Source organism: Roseicyclus sediminis (genome assembly GCF_025515305.1).
In the GTDB taxonomy this organism is placed as follows: domain Bacteria; phylum Pseudomonadota; class Alphaproteobacteria; order Rhodobacterales; family Rhodobacteraceae; genus Roseibacterium; species Roseibacterium sediminis.
Genome location: NZ_JAOPHT010000008.1, coordinates 101,105 through 122,076, shown reverse-complemented (window position 1 = coordinate 122,076; position 20,972 = coordinate 101,105). Strand labels below are relative to the sequence as shown.

The 20,972-nt window shown below is 67.3% G+C and carries 18 protein-coding genes; 11 read left to right on the top strand and 7 right to left on the bottom strand.

Annotated features, from left to right (window positions below):
* Nucleotides 1-26: 26 nt before the first annotated feature.
* The 5 genes from N8I71_RS12195 to N8I71_RS12175 all read right to left on the bottom strand — a co-directional run bounded on the left by N8I71_RS12195 (nt 27) and on the right by N8I71_RS12175 (nt 6,588).
* Nucleotides 27-1,160, bottom strand: coding sequence for an ABC transporter ATP-binding protein (locus tag N8I71_RS12195; protein ID WP_262878262.1), 1,134 nt, complete (start codon nt 1,158-1,160; stop codon nt 27-29).
* A gap of 40 nt (nt 1,161-1,200) precedes the next feature.
* Nucleotides 1,201-2,859: an alpha-glucosidase gene (locus N8I71_RS12190; protein WP_262878261.1), complete on the bottom strand. Its 1,659-nt coding sequence runs from the start codon at nt 2,857-2,859 to the stop codon at nt 1,201-1,203.
* Nucleotides 2,860-2,893: 34 nt separating this feature from the next.
* Nucleotides 2,894-4,072 carry a carbohydrate ABC transporter permease gene (locus tag N8I71_RS12185; RefSeq protein ID WP_262878260.1) on the bottom strand — a complete coding sequence of 393 codons (1,179 nt, stop codon included), beginning with the start codon at nt 4,070-4,072 and terminating at the stop codon, nt 2,894-2,896.
* Nucleotides 4,073-4,111: 39 nt separating this feature from the next.
* Nucleotides 4,112-5,113 carry a carbohydrate ABC transporter permease gene (locus N8I71_RS12180; protein ID WP_262878259.1) on the bottom strand — a complete coding sequence of 334 codons (1,002 nt, stop codon included), beginning with the start codon at nt 5,111-5,113 and terminating at the stop codon, nt 4,112-4,114.
* A 119-nt stretch (nt 5,114-5,232) separates the two neighbouring features.
* A complete protein-coding gene (locus N8I71_RS12175) occupies nt 5,233-6,588 on the bottom strand; it encodes an ABC transporter substrate-binding protein (protein WP_262878258.1) in 1,356 nt (451 codons plus the stop codon).
* Nucleotides 6,589-6,865: 277 nt separating this feature from the next.
* Here N8I71_RS12175 and N8I71_RS12170 point away from each other — a divergent pair, with 277 nt between their 5' ends.
* The 7 genes from N8I71_RS12170 to N8I71_RS12140 all read left to right on the top strand — a co-directional run bounded on the left by N8I71_RS12170 (nt 6,866) and on the right by N8I71_RS12140 (nt 14,966).
* A complete protein-coding gene (locus N8I71_RS12170; protein WP_262878257.1) occupies nt 6,866-7,906 on the top strand; it encodes a substrate-binding domain-containing protein in 1,041 nt (346 codons plus the stop codon).
* Between the two features lie 14 nt (nt 7,907-7,920).
* Nucleotides 7,921-9,243, top strand: coding sequence for a GH1 family beta-glucosidase (locus N8I71_RS12165; protein ID WP_262878256.1), 1,323 nt, complete (start codon nt 7,921-7,923; stop codon nt 9,241-9,243).
* Between the two features lie 36 nt (nt 9,244-9,279).
* Nucleotides 9,280-10,233: a glucokinase gene (locus N8I71_RS12160; protein ID WP_262878255.1), complete on the top strand. Its 954-nt coding sequence runs from the start codon at nt 9,280-9,282 to the stop codon at nt 10,231-10,233.
* A gap of 126 nt (nt 10,234-10,359) precedes the next feature.
* A complete protein-coding gene (locus N8I71_RS12155) occupies nt 10,360-11,664 on the top strand; it encodes an ABC transporter substrate-binding protein (protein WP_262878254.1) in 1,305 nt (434 codons plus the stop codon).
* 55 nt (nt 11,665-11,719) lie between these two features.
* Nucleotides 11,720-12,691, top strand: coding sequence for a carbohydrate ABC transporter permease (locus tag N8I71_RS12150; protein ID WP_262878253.1), 972 nt, complete (start codon nt 11,720-11,722; stop codon nt 12,689-12,691).
* A gap of 120 nt (nt 12,692-12,811) precedes the next feature.
* Nucleotides 12,812-13,876, top strand: a complete 1,065-nt coding sequence (locus N8I71_RS12145) for a carbohydrate ABC transporter permease (protein ID WP_262878252.1) — start codon at nt 12,812-12,814, stop codon at nt 13,874-13,876.
* A 16-nt stretch (nt 13,877-13,892) separates the two neighbouring features.
* Nucleotides 13,893-14,966, top strand: coding sequence for an ABC transporter ATP-binding protein (locus N8I71_RS12140; protein ID WP_262878251.1), 1,074 nt, complete (start codon nt 13,893-13,895; stop codon nt 14,964-14,966).
* A 34-nt stretch (nt 14,967-15,000) separates the two neighbouring features.
* Here the strand turns inward: N8I71_RS12140 and N8I71_RS12135 are convergent, their stop codons facing one another.
* Both N8I71_RS12135 and N8I71_RS12130 read right to left on the bottom strand, forming a co-directional pair.
* On the bottom strand, nt 15,001-15,891 hold the full coding sequence (locus tag N8I71_RS12135) for an aldo/keto reductase (protein WP_262878250.1): 891 nt from the start codon (nt 15,889-15,891) through the stop codon (nt 15,001-15,003).
* Nucleotides 15,891-17,045 carry an LLM class flavin-dependent oxidoreductase gene (locus tag N8I71_RS12130; RefSeq protein ID WP_262878249.1) on the bottom strand — a complete coding sequence of 385 codons (1,155 nt, stop codon included), beginning with the start codon at nt 17,043-17,045 and terminating at the stop codon, nt 15,891-15,893. Before N8I71_RS12130 ends, N8I71_RS12135 begins: the two co-directional genes overlap by 1 nt.
* 103 nt (nt 17,046-17,148) lie before the next feature.
* Here N8I71_RS12130 and N8I71_RS12125 point away from each other — a divergent pair, with 103 nt between their 5' ends.
* From N8I71_RS12125 to N8I71_RS12110, 4 genes are read left to right on the top strand one after another with little or no spacing between them, the layout of a single operon-like run.
* Nucleotides 17,149-17,853: a GntR family transcriptional regulator gene (locus N8I71_RS12125; protein WP_262878248.1), complete on the top strand. Its 705-nt coding sequence runs from the start codon at nt 17,149-17,151 to the stop codon at nt 17,851-17,853.
* A gap of 31 nt (nt 17,854-17,884) precedes the next feature.
* Nucleotides 17,885-18,967, top strand: coding sequence for a Gfo/Idh/MocA family protein (locus N8I71_RS12120; RefSeq protein WP_262878247.1), 1,083 nt, complete (start codon nt 17,885-17,887; stop codon nt 18,965-18,967).
* 2 nt (nt 18,968-18,969) lie between these two features.
* Nucleotides 18,970-19,809 (top strand): BadF/BadG/BcrA/BcrD ATPase family protein, encoded by an 840-nt coding sequence (locus N8I71_RS12115; protein ID WP_262878246.1) that lies wholly within the window; start codon nt 18,970-18,972, stop codon nt 19,807-19,809.
* Complete coding sequence (locus tag N8I71_RS12110; protein WP_262878245.1) at nt 19,806-20,903, top strand: N-acetylglucosamine-6-phosphate deacetylase; 1,098 nt, start codon at nt 19,806-19,808, stop codon at nt 20,901-20,903. The genes N8I71_RS12115 and N8I71_RS12110 overlap by 4 nt, the downstream gene beginning before the upstream one ends.
* Nucleotides 20,904-20,972 lie beyond the last annotated feature (69 nt).

Here is a 20,972-nt window from a genome sequence, read left to right as displayed (position 1 = left end):
TGCGGCGGGCGCGCGCTGCGACCTCGTCAGTGCGGCTGGACCCCCGGCAGGAAAACCTTCTGGTCGCGGTAGAGCAACGAGATGCCGTCCTTGAAGATGTGGACGTTCTCGGGGGCGGCCGTCAGCTTCACGTCACGGCCGCGCAGCTCCTTGTGGATACCGCTGAGCTTGCCGATGACCGGGTCGTGGTCGGGCGCGGACTTGCGGAAGTACAGAAGCGTCACTTCGCCAAGGGCCTCGGTGATGTCCACGGTGCCGTGATAGGCGAAATCGGCGGCATCGGTCCCGACCATGTCCTCGGGGCGGATGCCGACCTTCACTTCGGCGCCCATGTCCTCGGGAAGCGACGGGTAGTGCGAGGTGATCGTGCCGCCGCCCTCGGGAAGCTCGAGCGTCGTCACCTCGCCGGTGCCGACGATCTTGCCGCCGAGGAGGTTCATCGCCGGGCTGCCGATGAACTGCGCGACGAAGGTCGAGTTGGGTTTCTGGTAGAGGTCGAGCGGAGAGCCCACCTGCGCGATCCCGCCGCCCGCGAGGACCACGATCCGGGTGGCCAGCGTCATCGCCTCCACCTGGTCGTGGGTGACGTAGATCATGGTGCTTTCCGGCATCTGCTCCTTCAGCTGCGCGATCTCGATGCGGGTCGCGACGCGGAGGGCGGCGTCGAGGTTCGAGAGCGGCTCGTCGAAGAGATAGACCTTGGGGTCGCGGACGATGGAGCGGCCGATGGCGACCCGCTGCCGCTGCCCGCCGGAGAGCGCCTTGGGCAGACGGTCGAGGAAGTTCGTCAGCTGCAGCTTGTCGGCGGCCGCGCGCACCTTCTTGTCGATCGTGGCCTTGTCGTCACCCGCGATCTTCAAGGCGAACGCCATGTTGTCGTAGACCGTCATGTGCGGGTAGAGCGCGTAGGACTGGAACACCATTGCGATGCCACGCTGGGAGGGGGGCACGTCGTTCACCACCATCCCGTCGATCTCCAGCGTGCCGCCGGTGATCTTCTCCAGGCCCGCGATCATCCGCAGAAGCGTGGACTTGCCGCAGCCCGAGGGGCCGACGAAGACGATCAGCTCGCCCTGCTCGATATCGAGGTCGATGTCCCTGAGCACCGTGACGGTGCCGCCATAGGTCTTCTCGACATCGGTCAGCTTCAGATTTGCCATGTCCCCGTCTCCTCCCTGAAAGTCTTGCGCGCCCGGATCGTCAGGCCGCCTCCTGCGCGCCGAAATAGGCCTGGTAAGGCGGCAGCGTGACCTCGGTCTCGCGCTGCATCGCGGTGAACGGGGCGCCCTTGTCCTGCCGCCACTCGCCTTTCGGCAGGGCGACGGGCAGCGCCGCGTTGGTAAGGTTGAACGCGCAGAAGAGCTTCAGCCCCTCGTGTTCGCGGATGAAGGACAGGACGCCGCCGCTGGTCTGCACCAGCTCCAGCTTGCCCTTCACGAGCGCGGGGTAGCTGTGGCGGAAACGGATCATCGCCCGGTAGAAGGCGAGCGTCGAATCCTCCTTGTCCTCCTGGTTGGCGACCGCGCGGTGCAGATGCTCCATCGCCATCGGAAGCCAGGGCTTGGCGTCCGAGAAGCCGCCGTTCTGGTTGTCCGAGATCCACGGGATCGGTGTCCGGCACCCGTCGCGGCCCTTGTAGTTCGGCCAGAAGCGGATGCCGTAGGGATCCTGCAGGTCCTCGTAGGCGACATAGGCCTCGGTCAGGCCCAGTTCCTCGCCCTGGTAGAGGCAGACCGATCCGCGCAGCGACAACAGGAGGCCCGCATAAAGCCTGCGCGCGTCCTCGCCGAGGTTCCAGCGGCTCGCATGGCGCATGACGTCGTGGTTCGAGAAGGCCCAGCAGGCCCAGCCATCGCCGATCTCGCGCTCGTAGTCGCGCAGGACCTCTCCCACCCGCTCGGGCGTGGGCGTGATCCCCGAGAGGAACTCGAAGGAATAGCACATGTGCACCTTGTCGCCGCCGCCGGTGTACTGCGCCTGGATCTGCAGGCCATACTGCGCGTCGCCCACCTCGCCGACGCAGGTCGCGGCGGGGTATTCGTCCATCAGTGCGCGAAGGCGGCGCAGGAACTCAAGGTTCTCGGGCTGGTTCTTGTCGTGCAGGTGATCTTGCCAGTTGTAGGGGTTCACCTCGGGCGCGATCGTGGCGTTGCGCCGCGCGGGATCGAGCGCGGGATTGTTCCGCAACTCCTTGTCATGGAAATAGAAGTTGATCGTGTCCAGCCGGAAGCCATCGACACCACGGTCGAGCCAGAACCGCGCGACGGCCAGAAGCTCTTCCTGCACCTCGGGGTTGTGGAAATTGAGGTCGGGCTGTTCCTTGAGGAAATTGTGCAGGTAGTACTGCATACGGTCGCCCGACCATTCCCAGGCCGAGCCGCCGAAGATCGACAGCCAGTTGTTCGGCGGGCTGCCGTCGGGCTTGGCGTCGGCCCAGACGTACCAGTCGGCCTTGGGGTTGTCGCGGCTCGACACGCTTTCCTGGAACCACGAATGCTGGCTCGACGTGTGGCTGAGCACCAGGTCGATCAGGACCTTCAGCCCCAGTTCATGCGCCCGCTGGATCAGCGCGTCGAAATCGCCGAGCGTGCCGAACATCGGATCGACGTCGCGGTAATCGCTGACGTCGTAGCCGAAATCGAGCATCGGAGAGCGGAAGAAGGGGCTGATCCAGATCGCGTCCACGCCCAGTTCGGCGACGTGGTGCAGGCGGTGGATAATCCCCGCAAGGTCCCCGATCCCGTCGTGATTGGAATCCTGGAAGCTGCGCGGGTAGATCTGATAGATCACCGCACCGCGCCACCAGTCCTTGTCGGGCGCCACGATCTTTTCGCGGGCCATGTCCTGCATCAGGTTCATCTCGAATTCGCCATGTTCATGAGGTGGATCCGGCCTACTTCACGGAGCCCGCGAGAAGGCCACGCACCAGGTATCTCTGCATCGTGAAGAAGACCACAAGGGGCACCGCGATCGACACGAAGGCCGACGTGGCGAGGATTTCCCAATCGCCGCCCCGCGTGCCCATCAGCTCGACGATCTGCCGCGTCATCACCGTGGTCTCGCCCGACGCGTCGATCAGGAACACCATGGCCACCAGCAGGTCGTTCCACGTCCAGAGGAACTGGAAGATCGCGAAGCTGGCGAGCGCCGGGAAGCTGAGCGGGAGGATGATCTTGGTGAAGATCTGGAACTCCGTCGCGCCATCGACGCGGGCATTCTCGATCACTTCGCGCGGAAGGCCGACCATGTAGTTGCGCAACAGGTAGATCGCGAGCGGAAGGCCGAAACCGGTATGCGCGAGCCAGACGCCGAGATACCCCTTGCCGATGCCGATTGCGTTGTGCAGCGACAGAAGCGGGATCAGCGCGAGTTGCAGCGGCACGACCAGCAGGGCCACGACGGCCGCGACCAGGAGCGCCCGGCCCGGAAACTCCATCCAGGCCAGCGCATAGGCCGCGAAGGCCGCGATGAGGATCGGGATGATTGTCGCCGGGATCGTCACCGTCAGGGTGTTGAGGAAGGCCTTCGTCATCCCTTCGCGGTTGCCGGGGTCGAAAAGAACGTTCCGGTAGTTGTCCAAGGTGAATTCGGGCGGGCTTTCGGCGGTTACGAACACGCGCTGGCCGCGGCCCGAGATCTGTTCGTCGTTGCCCTCCCAGACGTAGTCGCCGTTGGACTGGACCGTCAGCGTCTCGCCGTCCCCGAGGTCCGCCGTGTCGCCCGCCGTGTAGGCGTCGATCTGGCGTGATGACGTCCCCCAGACCGAGATCTCCGCGGCGACCTCTTCGGCGCTGTCGACCTGGCCGTCCACGACGAAGAGGTTGCCGTCGACCATGTAACGGCCCTCGCCGAGGTCGACGCGCGTATCATCGGGGTTAGCCGTGCGCAGCGTTTCGTTCTGCACGGCGGGGAACATCGCCGCCCACCAGCCGGAGGTACGGATCTGGTCCGTCGTCCGGAAGGACGAGACAAGCAGGCCGAGCGTGGGGAAGATCCACAGAAGGACCAGCGCCGCGACCGAGATGTGAACCGCCCAGGTGAGGGAGGACTTCCTTCCGGCAATGTTATCCATGGCTTCCTCCCAGCCGGACGGTTTCGGGGTGAGCAGCCATCACCGCATCTCCTTCCGGGCATTGTAGACGTTCCACACGAGGATCGGCGTCACCATGAGCATGATGATCATCGCGCTGGCCGAGCCCACGCCCCAGTCGTTGGCGCGGAACAGCTTGTCGTACATGTAATTGGCGAGAACCTGCGTCTCCCACTGGCCGTTGGTCATGGCGAAGACGATGTCGAAGACTTTCAGCACGACGATCGTGATCGTGGTCCAGACCACGACGATGGTCCCCGCGATCTGCGGGATCTTGATCTTGAAGAAGATCTGGAACGGATTGGCGCCGTCGACGATGGCCGCCTCGACCGTTTCCTCGGGGATGCCGCGCAGGGCCGCCGACAGGATCACCATGGCGAAACCGGTCTGGATCCAGATCAACACGATCATGAGGAAGAAGTTGTTCCAGAACGGCACCGTCAGCCACGTGATCGGGCTTTCGCCGCCGAGCTGGAGGTAGACCGCGTTCAGAACGCCGATCTGCGCCACGTCCTCGGGGCGGGCGTCATAGATCAGCTTGAAGATCACGGCCGCACCGACGAACGAGATCGCCATCGGCATGAAGATCAGCGACTTGGCGATGTTGCCCCACTTGATGCGGTCGGTCAGCTGCGCGGCCAGCAGGCCGAAGGCGGTCGCGGCGGCCGGCACGATCAGCAGCCACATCAGGTTGTTGACCACCGCCTCCCAGAACTTGTCCTCGCCGAACATCTGCGCGTAGTTGTCCAACCCCACGAAAGCGCCGCCCGCGCTGCGGTCGGTCAGCGAAAGGCGCAACGTCTCGAAGACGGGATAGGCGAGGTAGAGCCCCAGCGCGAACACGGCGGGAAACAGGAACAACCACGGCCGGATCGCGTTGGCGCGGTTGATGTTGCGCCCCGCATGGGGGCCACGGGCGGGAAAGAGAACCTTGTCGAGAAACTGGTTCGAGAAGTAGAAATAAGCGACACAGCCGCCGACACCCACGATGATCGTGATCAATCCTTGCAATGCAGGATTCATGTGTCCCCTCCCCTTGTTGTCCGGAGCCCCGCGCGGCGTCTGTCATGCGCCGTCATCGGGGGGAAAGGGGCCCGGCCGGATGCGGCCGGACCCCTGATAGACGTTGATCGCAGGCAGGCTCAGTCGAGCGCGTCCCAGCTCTCCTGGATCGACGTGGCGACCTCCATGGCGTCCGCGCCGCCGGCATAGTCGACCATCCCGGTCCAGAATGCACCCGCGCCGATGGCACCGGGCATCAGGTCCGAGCCGTCGAAGCGGAACGTCGTGGCGTTCAGAAGGATCTCGCCCTGACCGGCCTCCACGCCAGACGAGTAGGTGGCGAGGTTCACGCCCGAATGCGGGGTGAGGAAGCCGCCCTGAGACATCATGATCTCATGTGCGAACGGCGTCTGCAGGAACTCCATGAAGGCCATGGTCGCATCCGAGGGATCGGTGATCGCCATCAGCGTACCGCCGCCCAGTACCGGGTTGCCGAGGTCTTCACCCTCGAAGGAGGGAAAGTAGAAGAAGTCGGCATCCTCACCCACCACGGTGCCCTCGGGGAAGAAGGCCGGGATGAACGACGCCTGGCGGTGCATGTAGCATCCCGGAGGCGACGCGAAGAGGCCCGTGGGGCTGTCGCGGAAGTCGGTCGTGGCGACCGCGCCCGGACCGCCCTGCACCCAGCCTTCGGTGCGCGCGAACATGCCGAAGGTCTCGATGGCGTTGACCACCCGCTCGTCGTTGAACGGGATCTCGTTGGAGACCCAGCCGTCATAGACCTCGGGCGGCTGCGTGCGCAGCATGATGTCCTCGACCCAGTCGGTCGCGGGCCAGCCGGTCGCGGCACCCGACCCCAGGCCGATGCACCAGGGCGTCTCGCCGTCGGCCACGATCTGTTCGGAGAGCGCGATCAGCTCCTCCATGGTCTGGGGCACTTCGTAGCCGGCATCCTCGAAGTTCTCCGGCACGTACCAGACGAGCGACTTCAGGTTCACGTTGAAGAAGAAGCCGTAGAACTGGTCGTCGCCGTTTTCGTCGGCATAGGTACCCAGATCGACCCAGGACGGGCCGGCGGCGTAGTTGTCGGCGACCCAGGCGGCCATGTCGTCGCCCAGAGGCGTCAGCAGTCCGCCGGCGGCCATCACGGCGGCGAGGCCGGGCTGCGGGAAAACGGCGATGTTGGGCGCGGAACCCGCCTCGGCATCGATGACGATCTGCTGCTCGAAACTGTCCGAACCGGTGTAGGTCGCCTCGGCGCCCGTCGCGGCCTCGAAATACGCCAGCAGGTTGTCGAACCGATCAGCTTCGGGCGACAGCCACGGACCCGCGATGGTCACCGTCTGGCCGCCCAGATCCGGCGCCGCTTCGGCGAACGCGTTGTAGCTGTCCCAGTTGAATTCGCCCTCGCCGATGGGGACCAGCAGGTCCTGCGCGTGGGCCGTGCCCGCCACGAGGGCAAGCGCGGCGACGCTGGTGAAGAGACGGGTCTTCATCGAGATATCCTCCCAGATATGGTGCCGGTGTCTCCCGGCTGGCGTTGCCCCAAACCGCGCCCGGCCGCGCCGGACGGCGCCCACCCAAAGCGCTTTGGGTTAGCGGCACCCTTGAGGATGCATCCCGATAAGTCAATCCGCCAATCGCGGCACCCTGTAAAATAAGTGGGTATTTCGCAGGTGCAGCAATAGCGGGCAGTTTTGAATCTTTGACAAATCAACGCACTCGGGACTAGCCTCACCCACGTTTTGAAAGCGCTTTGGGGCCGAATTCACGATGAATCTCAGGGAGCTGTCCGAGTCGCTCGGTCTGTCTCAGACCACCGTCAGCCGCGCGCTGAACGGCTACCCGGAGGTCCGGGAAGAGACGCGCACCCGCGTGCTGGCCGCCGCGCGCGCCGCCAACTACGCCCCGAATTCGCGGGCCCGGCGGCTGGCCACGGGCCGCGCCATGACGATCGGCCACGTCGTCCCGCTGTCGGGGAAGGAGGAGATGGTGAACCCCATCTTCGCCGATTTCCTCGTCGGCGCGGGCGAGGTCTATGCCCGCGAGGGATATGACCTGCTCCTGTCCATGGTGCCCAACGGCGAGGCCGAGCGCGCCTATCGGCAGATGGCCTCGAACGGTTCGGTCGACGGCGTGATGGTGCAATCGCCAAGGCTCGTGGACGGACGCATCGCCCTCCTGCAGGAGCTCGACCTGCCCTTCATCGTCCATGGCCGCACCGGCGATCACTCGAATTATTCCTGGCTCGACATCGCCAACATCCGGGCCTTCCGGCGGGCGACCGAATTCCTGCTCGATCTCGGGCATACACGCATCGCACTCATCAACGGCCCCGAGGACCTCGACTTCGCCCTGCGTCGACGCCGCGGCTTCGAGGAGGCGCTGGCGGCACGGGGAATCGCCCCGCAACCACACCTGATGCAAGCCGACCTGATGACGGAGCTTTTCGGCTACAACGCCGCCGCGACCATGCTCGACGGGCCCGAACCGCCGACGGCCTTCGTGGTGTCCGCGATCATGCCGGCGATCGGCGTCCGCAGGGCCGCCGGCGAGCGGGGCATGCGCCTCGGCCGCGACATCTCGGTGATCTGCCATGACGACATGCTGTCCTACATCGGCAACGATGCCGCCTCCGCGCCGGGCGGCCCGCCCTTCACGGCGACGCGCTCCTCGATCCGGGAGGCTGGACGGCGCTGCGCCGAGATCCTGATCGACCTCATCCGGAACCCCGGCCTCGCGCCGGTGCAGGAATTGTGGGAGACCGAGTTGACGCTGGGCCGCTCGACCGGTCCCGCGCCCTCCGCCGACTGAAAGGAAAGCCGACCATGCAGGCCAGCCGCGCCGATTTCCCCGAGGGGTTTCTCTTCGGGGTCGCAACCTCCGCCTACCAGATCGAGGGCCATGCCTTCGGCGGAGCCGGGCCGACACATTGGGACAGCTTCGCCGCCACGCCCGGAAACGTCGTGCGCGCCGAGAACGGGGAGCGCGCCTGCGACCACTACCACCGCTTCGAGGAGGATCTCGACCTCATCTCGGGGCTGGGCGCAGACGTCTACCGCTTCTCGACCTCCTGGGCGCGGGTCCTGCCCGACGGAACCGGCCAGCCCAATCACGAAGGGCTCGATTTCTACGACCGGCTGGTGGACGGCATGCTGGCGCGGGGGATCCGGCCCGCGGCCACGCTCTACCACTGGGAATTGCCGCAGCCACTCGCCGACAAGGGCGGCTGGCGGAACGCGGACATGCCCAACTGGTTCGCCGACTTCACCCAGACCGTGATGAGCCGGATCGGCGACCGCGTCTGGTCCGCCGCGCCGATCAACGAGCCGTGGTGCGTCGGCTGGCTCAGCCATTTCGACGGGGCCCACGCGCCGGGCCTGCGCGACATCCGCGCGACCGCGCGCGCGATGCACCATGTCCTGAAGTCCCACGGCGCCGCGATCGAAGTGATGCGCGGCCTCGGGATGAAGAACCTCGGCGCGGTCTGCAACTTCGAATGGGCAGCCCCCGCCTCGGACGATCCCGCCGACATGGCGGCCACCGCGCGCTACGACGCGATCTACAACCGCTTCTTCCTCGGCGGCCTCTTCAAGGGGGAATATCCGCCCGAGGTGCTGGAGGGACTGGAGCCGCACCTGCCGAAGGGATGGCAGGACGATTTCGCGCTGATCGGCACGCCGCTCGACTGGATCGGGGTGAACTACTACACGCGCAAGCGCATCCGTGCAGGCGACGGCCCCTGGCCCGCCTATGCCGAGGCGGAGACGGTCCTGCCACTGACGCAGATGGGATGGGAGATTTATCCCGACGGCCTGCGCGACTTTCTGTTGCGCACCGCGCGGGAGTATTCCGGCGACCTGCCGATCTACGTGACCGAGAACGGCATGGCCAACCCCGACCTTCCCGACCGCCCCGACACCGAGCGAATCGACTACCTCGACGCCCATCTCTCCGCCGTGCGCGAGGCGATCGCCGGGGGCGCACCGGTCAGCGGCTATTTCGTCTGGTCGCTGATGGACAATTACGAATGGTCGCTCGGCTACGAGAAGCGCTTCGGCCTCGTCCACGTCGATTTCGAAACCTTGGCAAGAACCCCGAAAGCATCCTATGAGGCACTCGCCCGATGGTGGCGCGCGCAGGCCTCCTGACCCGCGCAGCACGAAACGAACCAAGAGATTGCCCAGATGAGCTCGCCTGAAACCGGCCTTTCGCTGGTCGCCGATATCGGCGGCACGAACACCCGCGTGGCATTGGCGCGGGGGCCACTGGTGGACGGGGCAAGCGTCAAGCGGTTCCGCAACGCCGAGCATGACGGCATCGCCTCGGTGATCGCGGCCTACATGGAGGGCTGCGGCGTCAGCGATACCGAGATCACCGGCGTTTGCGTGGCCGCGGCGGGGCCGGTGCGGGACGGCGTCGCGCAACTCACGAACCTCGACTGGCGCGTCGACCGCGAGATCCTCGCGGGGGCGCTGACCGCGGGCAAGTCGGCGGTCCTGAACGACCTGCAGGCCCAGGGCCACGCGATCGGGCATATCGCGAGCACCAACCTCCAGCGCATCCTGCCCCAGCCCGCCCATTCCCCCCACGCCGCGAAGCTGGTCATCGGCCTTGGCACCGGCTTCAATGCCTGCCCGGTTTTCGACACCGAGGCGGGCCGCTTCGTGCCGCCGTCCGAGGCGGGCCACGTCTCGCTGCCCGCAACGGTGCCGGGCCTGTCCGAGATCCTGCCCGAGATCGCCGACAGCCACGGGTTCCCTTCCGTCGAGGAGGTGCTTTCGGGCCGGGGCGTCGGCACGCTGCACGCCGCGCTTCACGGGGTGCATGCCGAGGCGGCCGAGGTCCTCGCGGCGATGGAGGCGCGCGACGCCGCAGCGCTCGAGACGGGCCGGCTCTTCGTGCGGGTCATGGGCGCGGTCGCCGGCGACCTGGCGCTCGGCCACCTGCCCTTCGCCGGCATCTACTTCGTGGGCGGGGTCGCCCGGGCCTTCGCCCCCTGGCTCGACGAGCTGGGCTTCGCCGAGGCTTTCCGGTCCAAGGGCCGCTTCTCGACCTTCATGGAGCAGTTCGGCGTGCAGGTCGTGACCGACGATTACGCCGCGCTGACCGGCTGCGCGTCGCACCTGTCGCGGCTCTGATCCCGCGCCGCGCGGCTGACGCAAGGGCAACCGGGCGTGACCGGGCGACTCGGGAGTTGCCCCGCCGTTCCATAAGCGCCATGCTCCTCCTGCCGTTACCGGTATCATGCGGAACGGCCAACAGTCATGTTCGTGACATACATGGTCAATCAGGGAGGAACGACCGTGCTCAAGACGAGTTTCGCCGCCACCACGGCGGTCGCCACGAGCTTTGCGCTTCTGGCAGGCGCCGCCGCGGCGCAGGAAATCCGCTTCATGTGCTACTCGGACGGCAACGAGTGCGAAGTCTACGACGACGTGCTCACCCGCTTCGAGGCGGACAATCCGGGCGTCGACGTGATCGTGGACGTGGTGCCCTACCAGGCCATTCTCGAGAACCTGCCGGTTCAGCTTGCCGCGGGCACCGGACCCGACATGGCGAAGGTCACCGACCTCGGCGGCCTCAACGAGTATTACCTCGACCTCACGCCCTATATCGACACCGGCTACTGGGATGCGAGCTTCGGCGGCACGCTCGACTGGTATCGCGTGGGCGACCGTCAGGGCTACTACGGGATGCACTCGCAGCTGACGATCACCGGCGCCTTCGTGAACGCCACGCTCTTCGAGCAGGCGGGTATCGAGATGCCGGGCGCCGACGCGACCTGGGAAGAATGGGCCGCAGCGGCGAACGCCGTGGCCGCGGCCACCGACACGCCGTTCCCGATGGCGATCGACCGCTCGGGTCACCGCGTCGCGGGTCCCGCGATCTCCTACGGCGCGCAGTACTTCGACGGTGAAGGCAACGGCAGCTTCGCGGGCTTCGAGCCCTTCGCGGCGCAGTTCGTGGCCTGGAACGAGGATGGCACCATGGCGCGCGACGTCTGGGCCGGCCAGGGCGGCGCGACCTACCAGGACGCGGCGCAGGAGTTCATCAACGGTGAGCTCGTGTTCTACTACTCCGGCTCCTGGCAGGTCGGCCGCATGGACGAGCAGGTCGGCGACTTCTTCGACTGGCAGGTCGTGGGCTCGCCCTGCGGTCCGGCCGGTGCCTGTTCCGGCATGCCGGGCGGCGCGGGCATCGTCGGCTTCGAGCAGACCGAGCATCCCGAGATCGTCGCGGCCGTGATCGACTACCTCGCGCAGGAGGACGTCTATGCCGAGGTCGCGGCACGGACGCGCAACCTGCCCGCGCACCTGGGCGTCGCCTCGGCCGGGGTCGAGTTCCAGAATGCCTCGCCCGCCGCGCAGGCCGCGCTGAACGCCTTCGCCGCCGATCTTCCGGACGTCTCGCCGATCGCCTTCGCCTACCAGGGCTATGCCGGCAACCGGGCGATGTTCGGCATCACGGTGGAGCGCCTCAGCCAGGCCATCGTGGGCGAACTGAGCGTCGCTGACGCCGTCGGGCGGATGTCCGACGATCTCGCCGCCGCGATGGCCGAGAGCCAGTAACGGAACCTCCGGCCTCCCGCGGCGACGCGGGGGGCCGGGCACTTTCGCACAGACGATGTTCCTGGCCATCCTCAACCCGCTCATGCGGATCATCGAGATCCCGATGCTGGCGCTGCAGCGCCTTCTGGGGATGCGCCTGTTCGCCTGGGCCTTCCTTGCGCCGAACCTGATCCTCTTCGGTCTTTTCGCCTTCCTGCCGGTGATCCTGAACCTGTTCTACGCGACGACGGGCGGCGACAACGTGCTTCTGGCGGACAGGCCCGACGTCGGCCTGAGAAACTTCGTCACGCTGACCGATTGCGGCAGCTACCTCGATCCGAACACCTGCCGCGAAGACAAGTTCTGGCGCGCGGTGTGGAACACGACCTGGTTCGTGACGCTGCAGGTCGGCTTCATGGTCGGCTTCGCGCTGCTGACGGCCATCATCCTCAACCGGGACATCCGCGCGCGCGGCTTCTTCCGCGCGGTCTTCTTCTTCCCCGTCCTCCTGTCGCCGGTCGTCGTGGCGCTGATCTGGAAGTGGATCCTGCAGCGCGAGGGGGTGCTGAACGCGTTTCTCGACTGGACGGGCATGGGCGGGATCAATTGGCTCGTCGATGCGCAATGGGCCTTCGCCTGGTCGGTCTTCATCTCGGTCTGGGCGCACATGGGCTTTTACACCCTGATCCTGCTGGCGGGCCTGCAGGCGATCCCGCGCGACGTCTACGAGGCGGCGATCATGGACCGCGCCTCGCCCTGGCGGAGCTTCACGCGGATCACCCTGCCGCTTCTGGCGCCGACGATGCTGGTTGTGCTGGTCCTCGCGCTGATCAAGGGCGTGCAGACCTTCGACGAGATCTACGCCTTCACCGGCGGCGGCCCCGGCACGGCGACGACCTTCATCATCCAGTACATCTACGAAGAAGGCTTCGCGGGGGCGCCGAGGCTCTTCGGGCTGGCGGCGGCGGCCTCGCTCATGGTGGCAGCCGTGCTGGTGGTGCTGACGCTGATCCAGCTCTGGGTGAACCGGAGGAACGTGGATGGCTAGTCGGCGCGTGAGATCTCATCCGGGGAGGATTTTGCAAAATCCTCCCCAGCGCCTTGCAAGGCGCTCGGCAGGGTCTTGCAAGACCCTGCCCCGATCCTTGCAAGGATCGGAGCCCGCCCCATGAGCGGCGCCTTCGCCTTCCTCACCCGCACGCGCGGGCGCGCCAATGGCGGCACGCGGCTCCACTGGACCGACTGGGCCTCCTACGCCTATCTCGGCCTCGGCATCTGCCTGATGTTCGGCCCCGTCGTCTGGCTTGTCCTGTCGTCCTTCAAGACCGAGGCCGACCTGCAACGCTATCCGCCGACCTTCCTGCCCTACCAGCAGCAGACCATGCTGATCGAAGGCTACGACGAGCCCCTGCCCCTCTTCCGCATGACCGGCGGCGAGTACGAGGGCATGATCCTCGCGCAGGTCCGGCGCGTCGGGATCCAGGCGCAGATGGTCGATCCGGCCAACCCCGGCGAGCGCCTGCGCACCGGCATCGACGAGCGCGAACCGGTGCAGCGCGTGCGGCTGGCTACCGAGAACTACACCGAGCTTTTCGAGCGCTTCACCTTCCTGCGCTATTTCTGGAACTCGACCTTCATCACGCTGATGTCCACGGCGATCATGCTGCTGGTGAACTCGATGGCCGCCTTCGCGCTGTCGAAATACCGGTTCCGGGGGCGGACCACCGTCCTGCTCCTCGTCATCTCCACGCTGATGATCCCGCAGACGGTGGTCCTCGTGCCGCTGTTCCTGATCGTCACGGAACTGGGCATGTTCAACTCGCTCTGGGGTGTCATCATCCCGGGCGCGGCAACACCCACGGGCGTGTTCCTGTTGCGCCAGTACATGCTGACGATCCCCGACGAGATCCTCGACGCTGCCCGCATGGACAAGGCGAGCGAGTGGAAGATCTTCTGGCGGATCATCCTGCCCCTCTCAGCGCCGGCCATCGCGGTTCTTGCCATCCTCGCGATCATGTGGCGCTGGAACGATTTCCTCTGGCCGCTGATCGTGCTGACGCAGTCGGAGAACTTCACGCTGCAGCTGGCGCTCAACTCCTTCCAGGGGGAGCTTCTGACCGACTGGTCCTCGCTTCTGGCGATGACGGTGCTGACGCTCCTGCCGATCGCCTGCGTCTTCATGTTCCTGCAGAAATACATCGCCACCGGCATCGCCTCGACAGGTGGCAAATGACGGCGGGGGGCCGGTAATGGCGAAGCTCGAACTGCGCGATGTGCGCAAGTCCTATGGCGCGGCCGACGTCATCAAGGGCATTGACCTGACCGTGGAGCACGGCGAATTCTGCGTCTTCGTCGGCCCCTCGGGCTGCGGCAAGTCCACGCTTCTGCGGATGATCGCGGGGCTCGAGGACATCTCGGCCGGGCAGATCGTCCTGGGGGGCGACGTCGTCAACGACACGCCGGCCGCCGACCGGGGGCTGGCCATGGTGTTCCAGTCCTACGCGCTCTACCCGCACATGACGGTGCGCCAGAACCTGTCCTTCGGGCTGGAGAACATCAACACCCCCAAGGCCGAGATCGCCAGGAAGGTGGGCGAGGTCGCCAAGATGCTGCAGATCGACCAGCTTCTCGACCGGCGGCCCAAGGACCTCTCGGGCGGACAGCGGCAGCGGGTGGCCATCGGCCGCGCCGTGGTCCGCGAGCCGCGCGTCTTTCTCTTCGACGAGCCGCTGTCGAACCTCGACGCGGAGCTGCGCGTCGACATGCGCGGCGAGATCTCCTCGCTGCACAAGCGGCTTGGAAATACCATGGTCTACGTGACCCACGACCAGGTGGAGGCCATGACGATGGCCGACAAGATCGCGGTGTTGCGGCTGGGCGAACTGGAGCAGTTCGGCCGCCCCCTCGACCTCTTCAACGCGCCCGAAAACCTGTTCGTCGCGGGCTTCATCGGCAGCCCGAAGATGAATTTCCTCAAGGGCACGGTGGGCGAGGACCGGACGCACCTGACGCTCGACACCGGCGATGCCGTGACCCTGCCGGAAACGGGCTTCGCGCAGCGGGCCGGACAGAAGGTGACGCTAGGCCTGCGCCCGAACGACCTGCGTCCCGACCCCGACGGCGTGCTTCATGCCGACATCCGCGCGGTGGAGCAGCTCGGGACGGACAGCTACCTCTATGGCGCGTTCCAGGACGGCACGCCGGTCACGGTGCACAACCCCGGCCAGACCAGGGTGCAGCCCGGCGAGCGCGTGGCGCTCACCGCGAATTCGGGCGCGATCCACCTTTTCGACACCGGGACCGGACGAACCCTGCGGATGTAGGCCGGCCTTGGGCCTCGCAGCCCGCGGCCGCGCGTCAGGCCACTTCGTGGCCGAGGGTCGCGGTATAGATCTCGAACCAGTCCTGCCGCGTCAGCTCCACCGACAGGGCCGCGGAAAGGCCACGGATGCGGTCGAGCGCGTTGGTGCCCATCACCGGCAGGATCTTCGCGGGATGGCGGAGCAGAAACGCCACCGCGACCGCGCCGGGATCCACGCCTTGCTCGTGCGCGATCCGCGTCAGCACCTCGCGCACCGCGGCGCCCTCCTCGGCGAAGAGCCGACCGCCGGCCAGCGGCGACCAGGCCATCACCGGATGGCCATGGGCCTGGTGGAACGCCAGATCGCCGTTGGTGAAGGGATCGAGATGCATGACGCTCAACTCGATCTGGTTGGTCACCAGCGGCACTTCCATCGCCGATTGCAGAAGCTGCCAGTCCCAGGGCCGGAAGTTCGAAACACCCACTTCGCGCACCTTGCCAGAGGCGACCAGCGCATCGAGCGCGGCGCCCGTCTCGGCATGGTCCATCATCGGATCGGGGCGGTGGATGAGCAGAAGGTCGATCCGGTCCGTCGCCATCTGCGTCAGCGAGTTCTCGACGCAGGACGTGATGTAAGGGCCTGACGTGTCGTAATATTTCACGCGTTTGTCCGCGTGCTTGCCGATCGGCGCGACGATGTCGCATTTGGTGACCAGCTCCACCTTGTCGCGCAGGCCGGGGCTGGCGCGGAAGGCCGCGCCGAGGATCGTCTCGGCGCCGTAGGCCCCGTAGATGTCGGCCTGGTCCATCGTGGTGATGCCCTGCTCGAGGCAGGCCTCGATCTTGGCTTCCACATGGGCAGGCGAAGTGTCGGCGTCATCGCCGAGCCGCCACATCCCGTAGACGATGCGGCTGAATTCGAGGTCTCCGACCTTAACGCGGTCCATCAGCGTCTCTCCCCGGCTCCGAGCGGCGTATCGGGCACGCCCGCAGGCACTCTGCCGTAAGCCTCTGGCAATGAACAGGTCTTGAGCTCGGGCATCACGAGCCGACCGAAATGCCGACATTCGTCGAGATGCGGGTAGCCCGAGAAGATGAAGGCGCGGACCCCCATCTTGCGATACTCCTCGATCTCCGACAGAACCTGATCGGCCGATCCGACGATGGCCGCGCCGCAGCCCGAGCGCGCACGCCCGATCCCGGTCCACAGATGCGGCTCGATATACCCGAACTGGTCCGCAAGCTCGCGGGCGCGGGCCTGGTGGCTCACCCCGAGCGAGCCGGAATCGAGCGCGCGCTCCCGGATCAGCGTGCCAAGCTCGTCGTCGAGTTTCGAGACGAGGTGCTCGGCATATTCGCGCGCCTCCTGCTCCGTGTCGCGGACGATCACGTGGACACGGAGACCGTAGTCGAGCGTTCTGCCATATCTTTCAGCGACTTCGTTCACGGCCTTCATGCGTCCGGCGATCTGTTCCTTGGGCTCAGGCCACATCAGGTACACGTCGCAATGCTGTCCGCAGAGTTCGAGCGCGTCGGGCGAATAGCCCCCGAAATAGAGAAGCGGCCCGCCGGTCTGGTACGGCTTCGCGGGATCGGTCGTCAGACCTTTGAAATCATAGACTTCGCCCTGGTAGTTGATCTGATCCTGGGTCCAGGCCTGCTTCAGGATCTCCACCACCTCGCGGCTCCGCTGGTAGCGGAAGGCACTGTCGGCCTTCTCGCCGGGGAAGTCCGACGAGATGATGTTCACGGTCAGCCGCCCTTCCAGCATGTGATCGAGCGTGGCGATGGTGCGCGCCAGCATGACCGGCTGCATCTCGCCGCAACGGACGGCGGCCAGCATGTTGATCCGGCTCGTCACCTGCCCGCCGGCGGCGACGAAGCTCAACGTGTCCTGCCCGACCTGGTAGGAGGACGGGCACAGGATGTTGCGGAAACCCTGGGCTTCCGCCTCCTTGAGAATCGAGGAGCAGTGCGCCCAGGACGAGCGCAGGTCTCCCTCCGGCACGCCCAGGTAGCGGTAATCGTCGGAACAGAGCGCGGCGAACCACGATACCTCGGCGGCATCGAGATCGGCGGACGTGACGGGGACGACGGTCATGACGCAGGGCCTCCCTTCCCGGAATGCGTTTCCCGATTGCCTAGCCGGAGGAAACGGGTAGATCAATGGTATAACAATTTTTATGCGACAGGTTTGGAAGGCCATGTCAGCAGATCCGCATCCCGGCGCCCTGCCCGCCTATCTGCGCATCGCCGAGCGTCTCACCATCGAGATCGGCGCGGGCCGGCTTGCGGCGGGGGACCGGCTTCCGCCCGAACGGCGCATGGCGGCCCAGAACGGCGTGTCGATGATGACGCTGAGGAAGGCCCTCGCCGTCGTCGCCGAGCGCGGACTGATCGAACGCCGGCAGGGCTCGGGGAACTACGTGAGGGGCGGCGCGCGGAACGTCGGGACCTACGCCCTCTTCCGGCTCGAGGCGGTGCCGGGCGGCGGTGGTCTTCCGACCGCGCGGCTTCTGTCGCTCGACGAGGGGCCGTCGCCCGAGGCGCTGTCCGACATGCCCGGCCGGGCCTGGCGCATCCGGCGGCTGCGCGCGCTCGACGGGGTGCCGGTCGCGGTCGAGGAGATCTGGCTCCATGCCCGCTATGGCACGCTGAAGGCGTCGCACCTTTCGGAATCGCTTTACCGTTTCTACCGGGAGCGGCTGTCGCTCGACATCCTGCGGGCCGAGGACAGGGTGAGCGTGGGCCCCCTACCCGACTGGGCGCCGACGGAACTCGGGCCCTTGCCCGGCGACACGATGGGGCTTGTCGAACGGCTGGCCTTCGATCAATACGGCAAACCGGCGGAGGCGTCGCGGACATGGTTCGATCCGGCACGCGCCCGCTATCATGCGCGGGTGCCCTGAGGGCGCCGCGCGAGGGGAGGACAAGACGGCAATGACGCGCTACGGCATCGTCGGTTGCGGCATGATGGGCCAGGAGCACATCCGCAACATAGCACTTCTCGCACAGGCGGAGGTTTCGGCCTTCGTGGAGCCCGACACAGGCATGGCGGCCGCGACCCGGGCGCTGGTGCCCGGCGCCACGCCCTGCGCGGACATCCCCGGGCTTCTGGCGCGCAACGACGTCGATGCGCTGGTCATCGCCTCGCCCAATCACATGCACGTGCCGCAACTGCGGGACATCGCGCGCATCAGGCCGCTGCCGGTCCTGGTGGAGAAGCCGGTCTACACGCGGCGCGAGGACGAGGCCGCGCTGCGCGACATCGCCCGCGATTTCCCCGCGCCGATCTGGGTCGCGATGGAGTACCGCTACATGCCGCCGATCGCGAAGTTCCGCGAGATGGCGGAGGCGGCCACGGGCGGCATCCGCATGCTGACGATCCGCGAACACCGCTTCCCCTTCCTCGAGAAGGTCGGCGACTGGAACCGCTTCAACCGCAACACCGGGGGGACGCTGGTCGAGAAATGCTGCCATTTCTTCGACCTGATGCGCCTGATCCTGCAGGACGAACCGGTGCGCGTCATGGCGAGCGCAGGCCAGGCCGTGAACCATCTCGACGAACGCTACGGGGGCGAGACGCCGGATATCTGGGACCACGGCTACGTGATCGTGGACTTCGCGAAGGGCGCCCGCGCGATGCTGGAACTGTGCATGTTCGCGGAAGGCTCCGATTACCAGGAAGAGATCTCGGCCGTCGGTACCACGGGCAAACTTCAGGCCTTCGTGCCGGGGCCGACGCGGTTCTGGAACTTCGACATCGGCCCGCAGCCTGTCCCACACCTGATCGTCAGCCCGCGCCATCCGACGGGCCCGAGCCGCATCGACATCCCCGTGGACCCGACGCTTCTGGAAGCGGGCGACCACAACGGGGCGACGTACTACCAGCATCTCCGCTTCCTCGACGTGGTTCGCGAAGGCCGCCGCCCGGAGGTGACGCTGCAGGACGGCGCCGCCGCGGTCCGGATCGGCCTGGCCGCACAGGAGGCGGCGATGACGGGTCAGGCCGTCGCGCTCTGATCATGGCCGACCGGATCGATATCGGCATCGACGGCGGCGGAACAGGCTGCCGCGTGGCGGTGTCGGTCGGTGACACGGTGACCGAGACGACGGGCGGCCCCGCGAACATCGTGACCGATCCGCCGGGCGCCGAGGCCGCGATCCGCCAGGCGTTGATCGAGGGGCTGGCGGCCCATGGACTCGGCCTCGAGGACATGGGACGCGCGCGCGTCTGCGCGGGCCTGGCGGGCGGGCGCCTGCCCGGCGTCGCCGACGCCTTCGCCACGCGCCTTCCCTTCCTCGCCTACGTGGTCGATGACAGCGTGACCGCGCTGGAAGGCGCGCTTGGCGGCGCGATGGGCACACTCGCAAGCCTCGGGACCGGATCCTTCTTCATCCGCAAGTCGGCCTCGGGGATCCGGCATGTGGGCGGCTGGGGCTTCCACCTCGGCGACGAAGGCTCGGCCGCGTGGCTGGGCCGCCGCGCGCTTTCCCTCGCCCTGCGCGTCGCCGATGGCCGCCTGCCTGCGGACCCGCTGGCCGAAGCCCTGATGGAGGCCGCGCCGCCCCATCCCGTCCTTTTCGCCCGTGACGCGCGGCCCGGCGATTTCGCGCAGGTCGCCCGCGTGGTTCTGGCCCATGCCGAAACACCGCTCGCCCGGCGGTTGATCACCGAGACGCTGGAGGCACTGACCGAAGGCCTCGCCGACCTCGGCCATGCGCCGGGCGCGCCGCTCGTCGTCACCGGCGGGCTCGGCGAATTGCTCGCGCCGCACCTTCCCGAGGCACTGTCGCGCGACCTGCGCCCCGCGCTCGGACGCCCGCTCGACGGGGCGCTGGCGCTGGCACGGGGGCTGCCGTGAAGCTCGAGGGCGTCGATATCCTCGACGGCGCGGGCATGCGTCGGGGCATGGATCTGGAGATCGCGGAAGGCCGCATCGCGCGCCTTTCCCCCGGAACCGCGAGGGATCATGCCCCCGTCGTCTGCCCCGCGCCGATCGACCTGCAGGTCAACGGCGGCGGTGGCCGGATGCTGGGCGACTGCGAGGGGCCGGGCGATGTCCTCGACATACTGGCCGCGCACCTGCGGCTCGGGACCGCGGCGATCCTGCCCACGCTCATCTCCGACACCGCCACCGCGACCGAGACCGCAGTCCACCTCGTCGCCACCGCGCGGCAGGCCGATCCCGGCATCCTCGGCCTGCACCTCGAGGGTCCGCATATCGCGGTGCCGGGGGCGCATGATCCGGCGACGCTCCGCGACATGGGCGACGCCGATCTCGCCTTCCTGATCGACGCCCGGGCGCGGGTCGGCCACCTGCTCGTCACGCTCGCGCCCGAACGGGTCACGCCGCAGCAGATCGCGGCGCTGACCGAGGCAGGCGTCGTCGTCTCGCTCGGCCACACGGCCTGCAGCTACGAGGCTGCCGTCGCCGCCTTCGCCGCGGGCGCGCGCATGGCCACGCATCTCTTCAACGCGATGTCGGGCCTCCATCACCGCGCGCCCGGACTGGTCGGCGCCGCCCTCACCCATGCCGAGGCTTGGGGGGTGATCCCCGACGGCCACCACGTCGCCGATGCGGCCCTGAAGATCGCGCTGGCCGCGCACCCCGGTGGGGCGATCCCCGTCTCCGACGCCATGGCGGTCGCCGGCACCGATGCCGCCGGCTTCTCGCTGGCCGGCCGGCAGGTCCTGCGCCATGAAGGGCGGCTCACGCTCACCGACGGCACGCTCGCCGGCGCCGACATCAGCCTGCTGGAGGGGCTTGGACATATCGCGCGGCTGACCGCGCGGCCACTCGCCGAGGTGCTGCCGATGGGGTTCGACCGTCCCCACCGCCTGCTGACCGGGCGCGCGAACGTGCTGACGGCAGGGGCGCCCGCCCGTCTCCTGCATCTCGACGGCGACGCGGTCGAGGGCTTCGACGGCCACGCGTGGCACGTCCTGCACGCCTAGGGCGACATCCCCGCGAACCGCCCGATCACGCCCGTCGCGCCCCGCCCCGGCGCCCCGACAGGTGCGGCT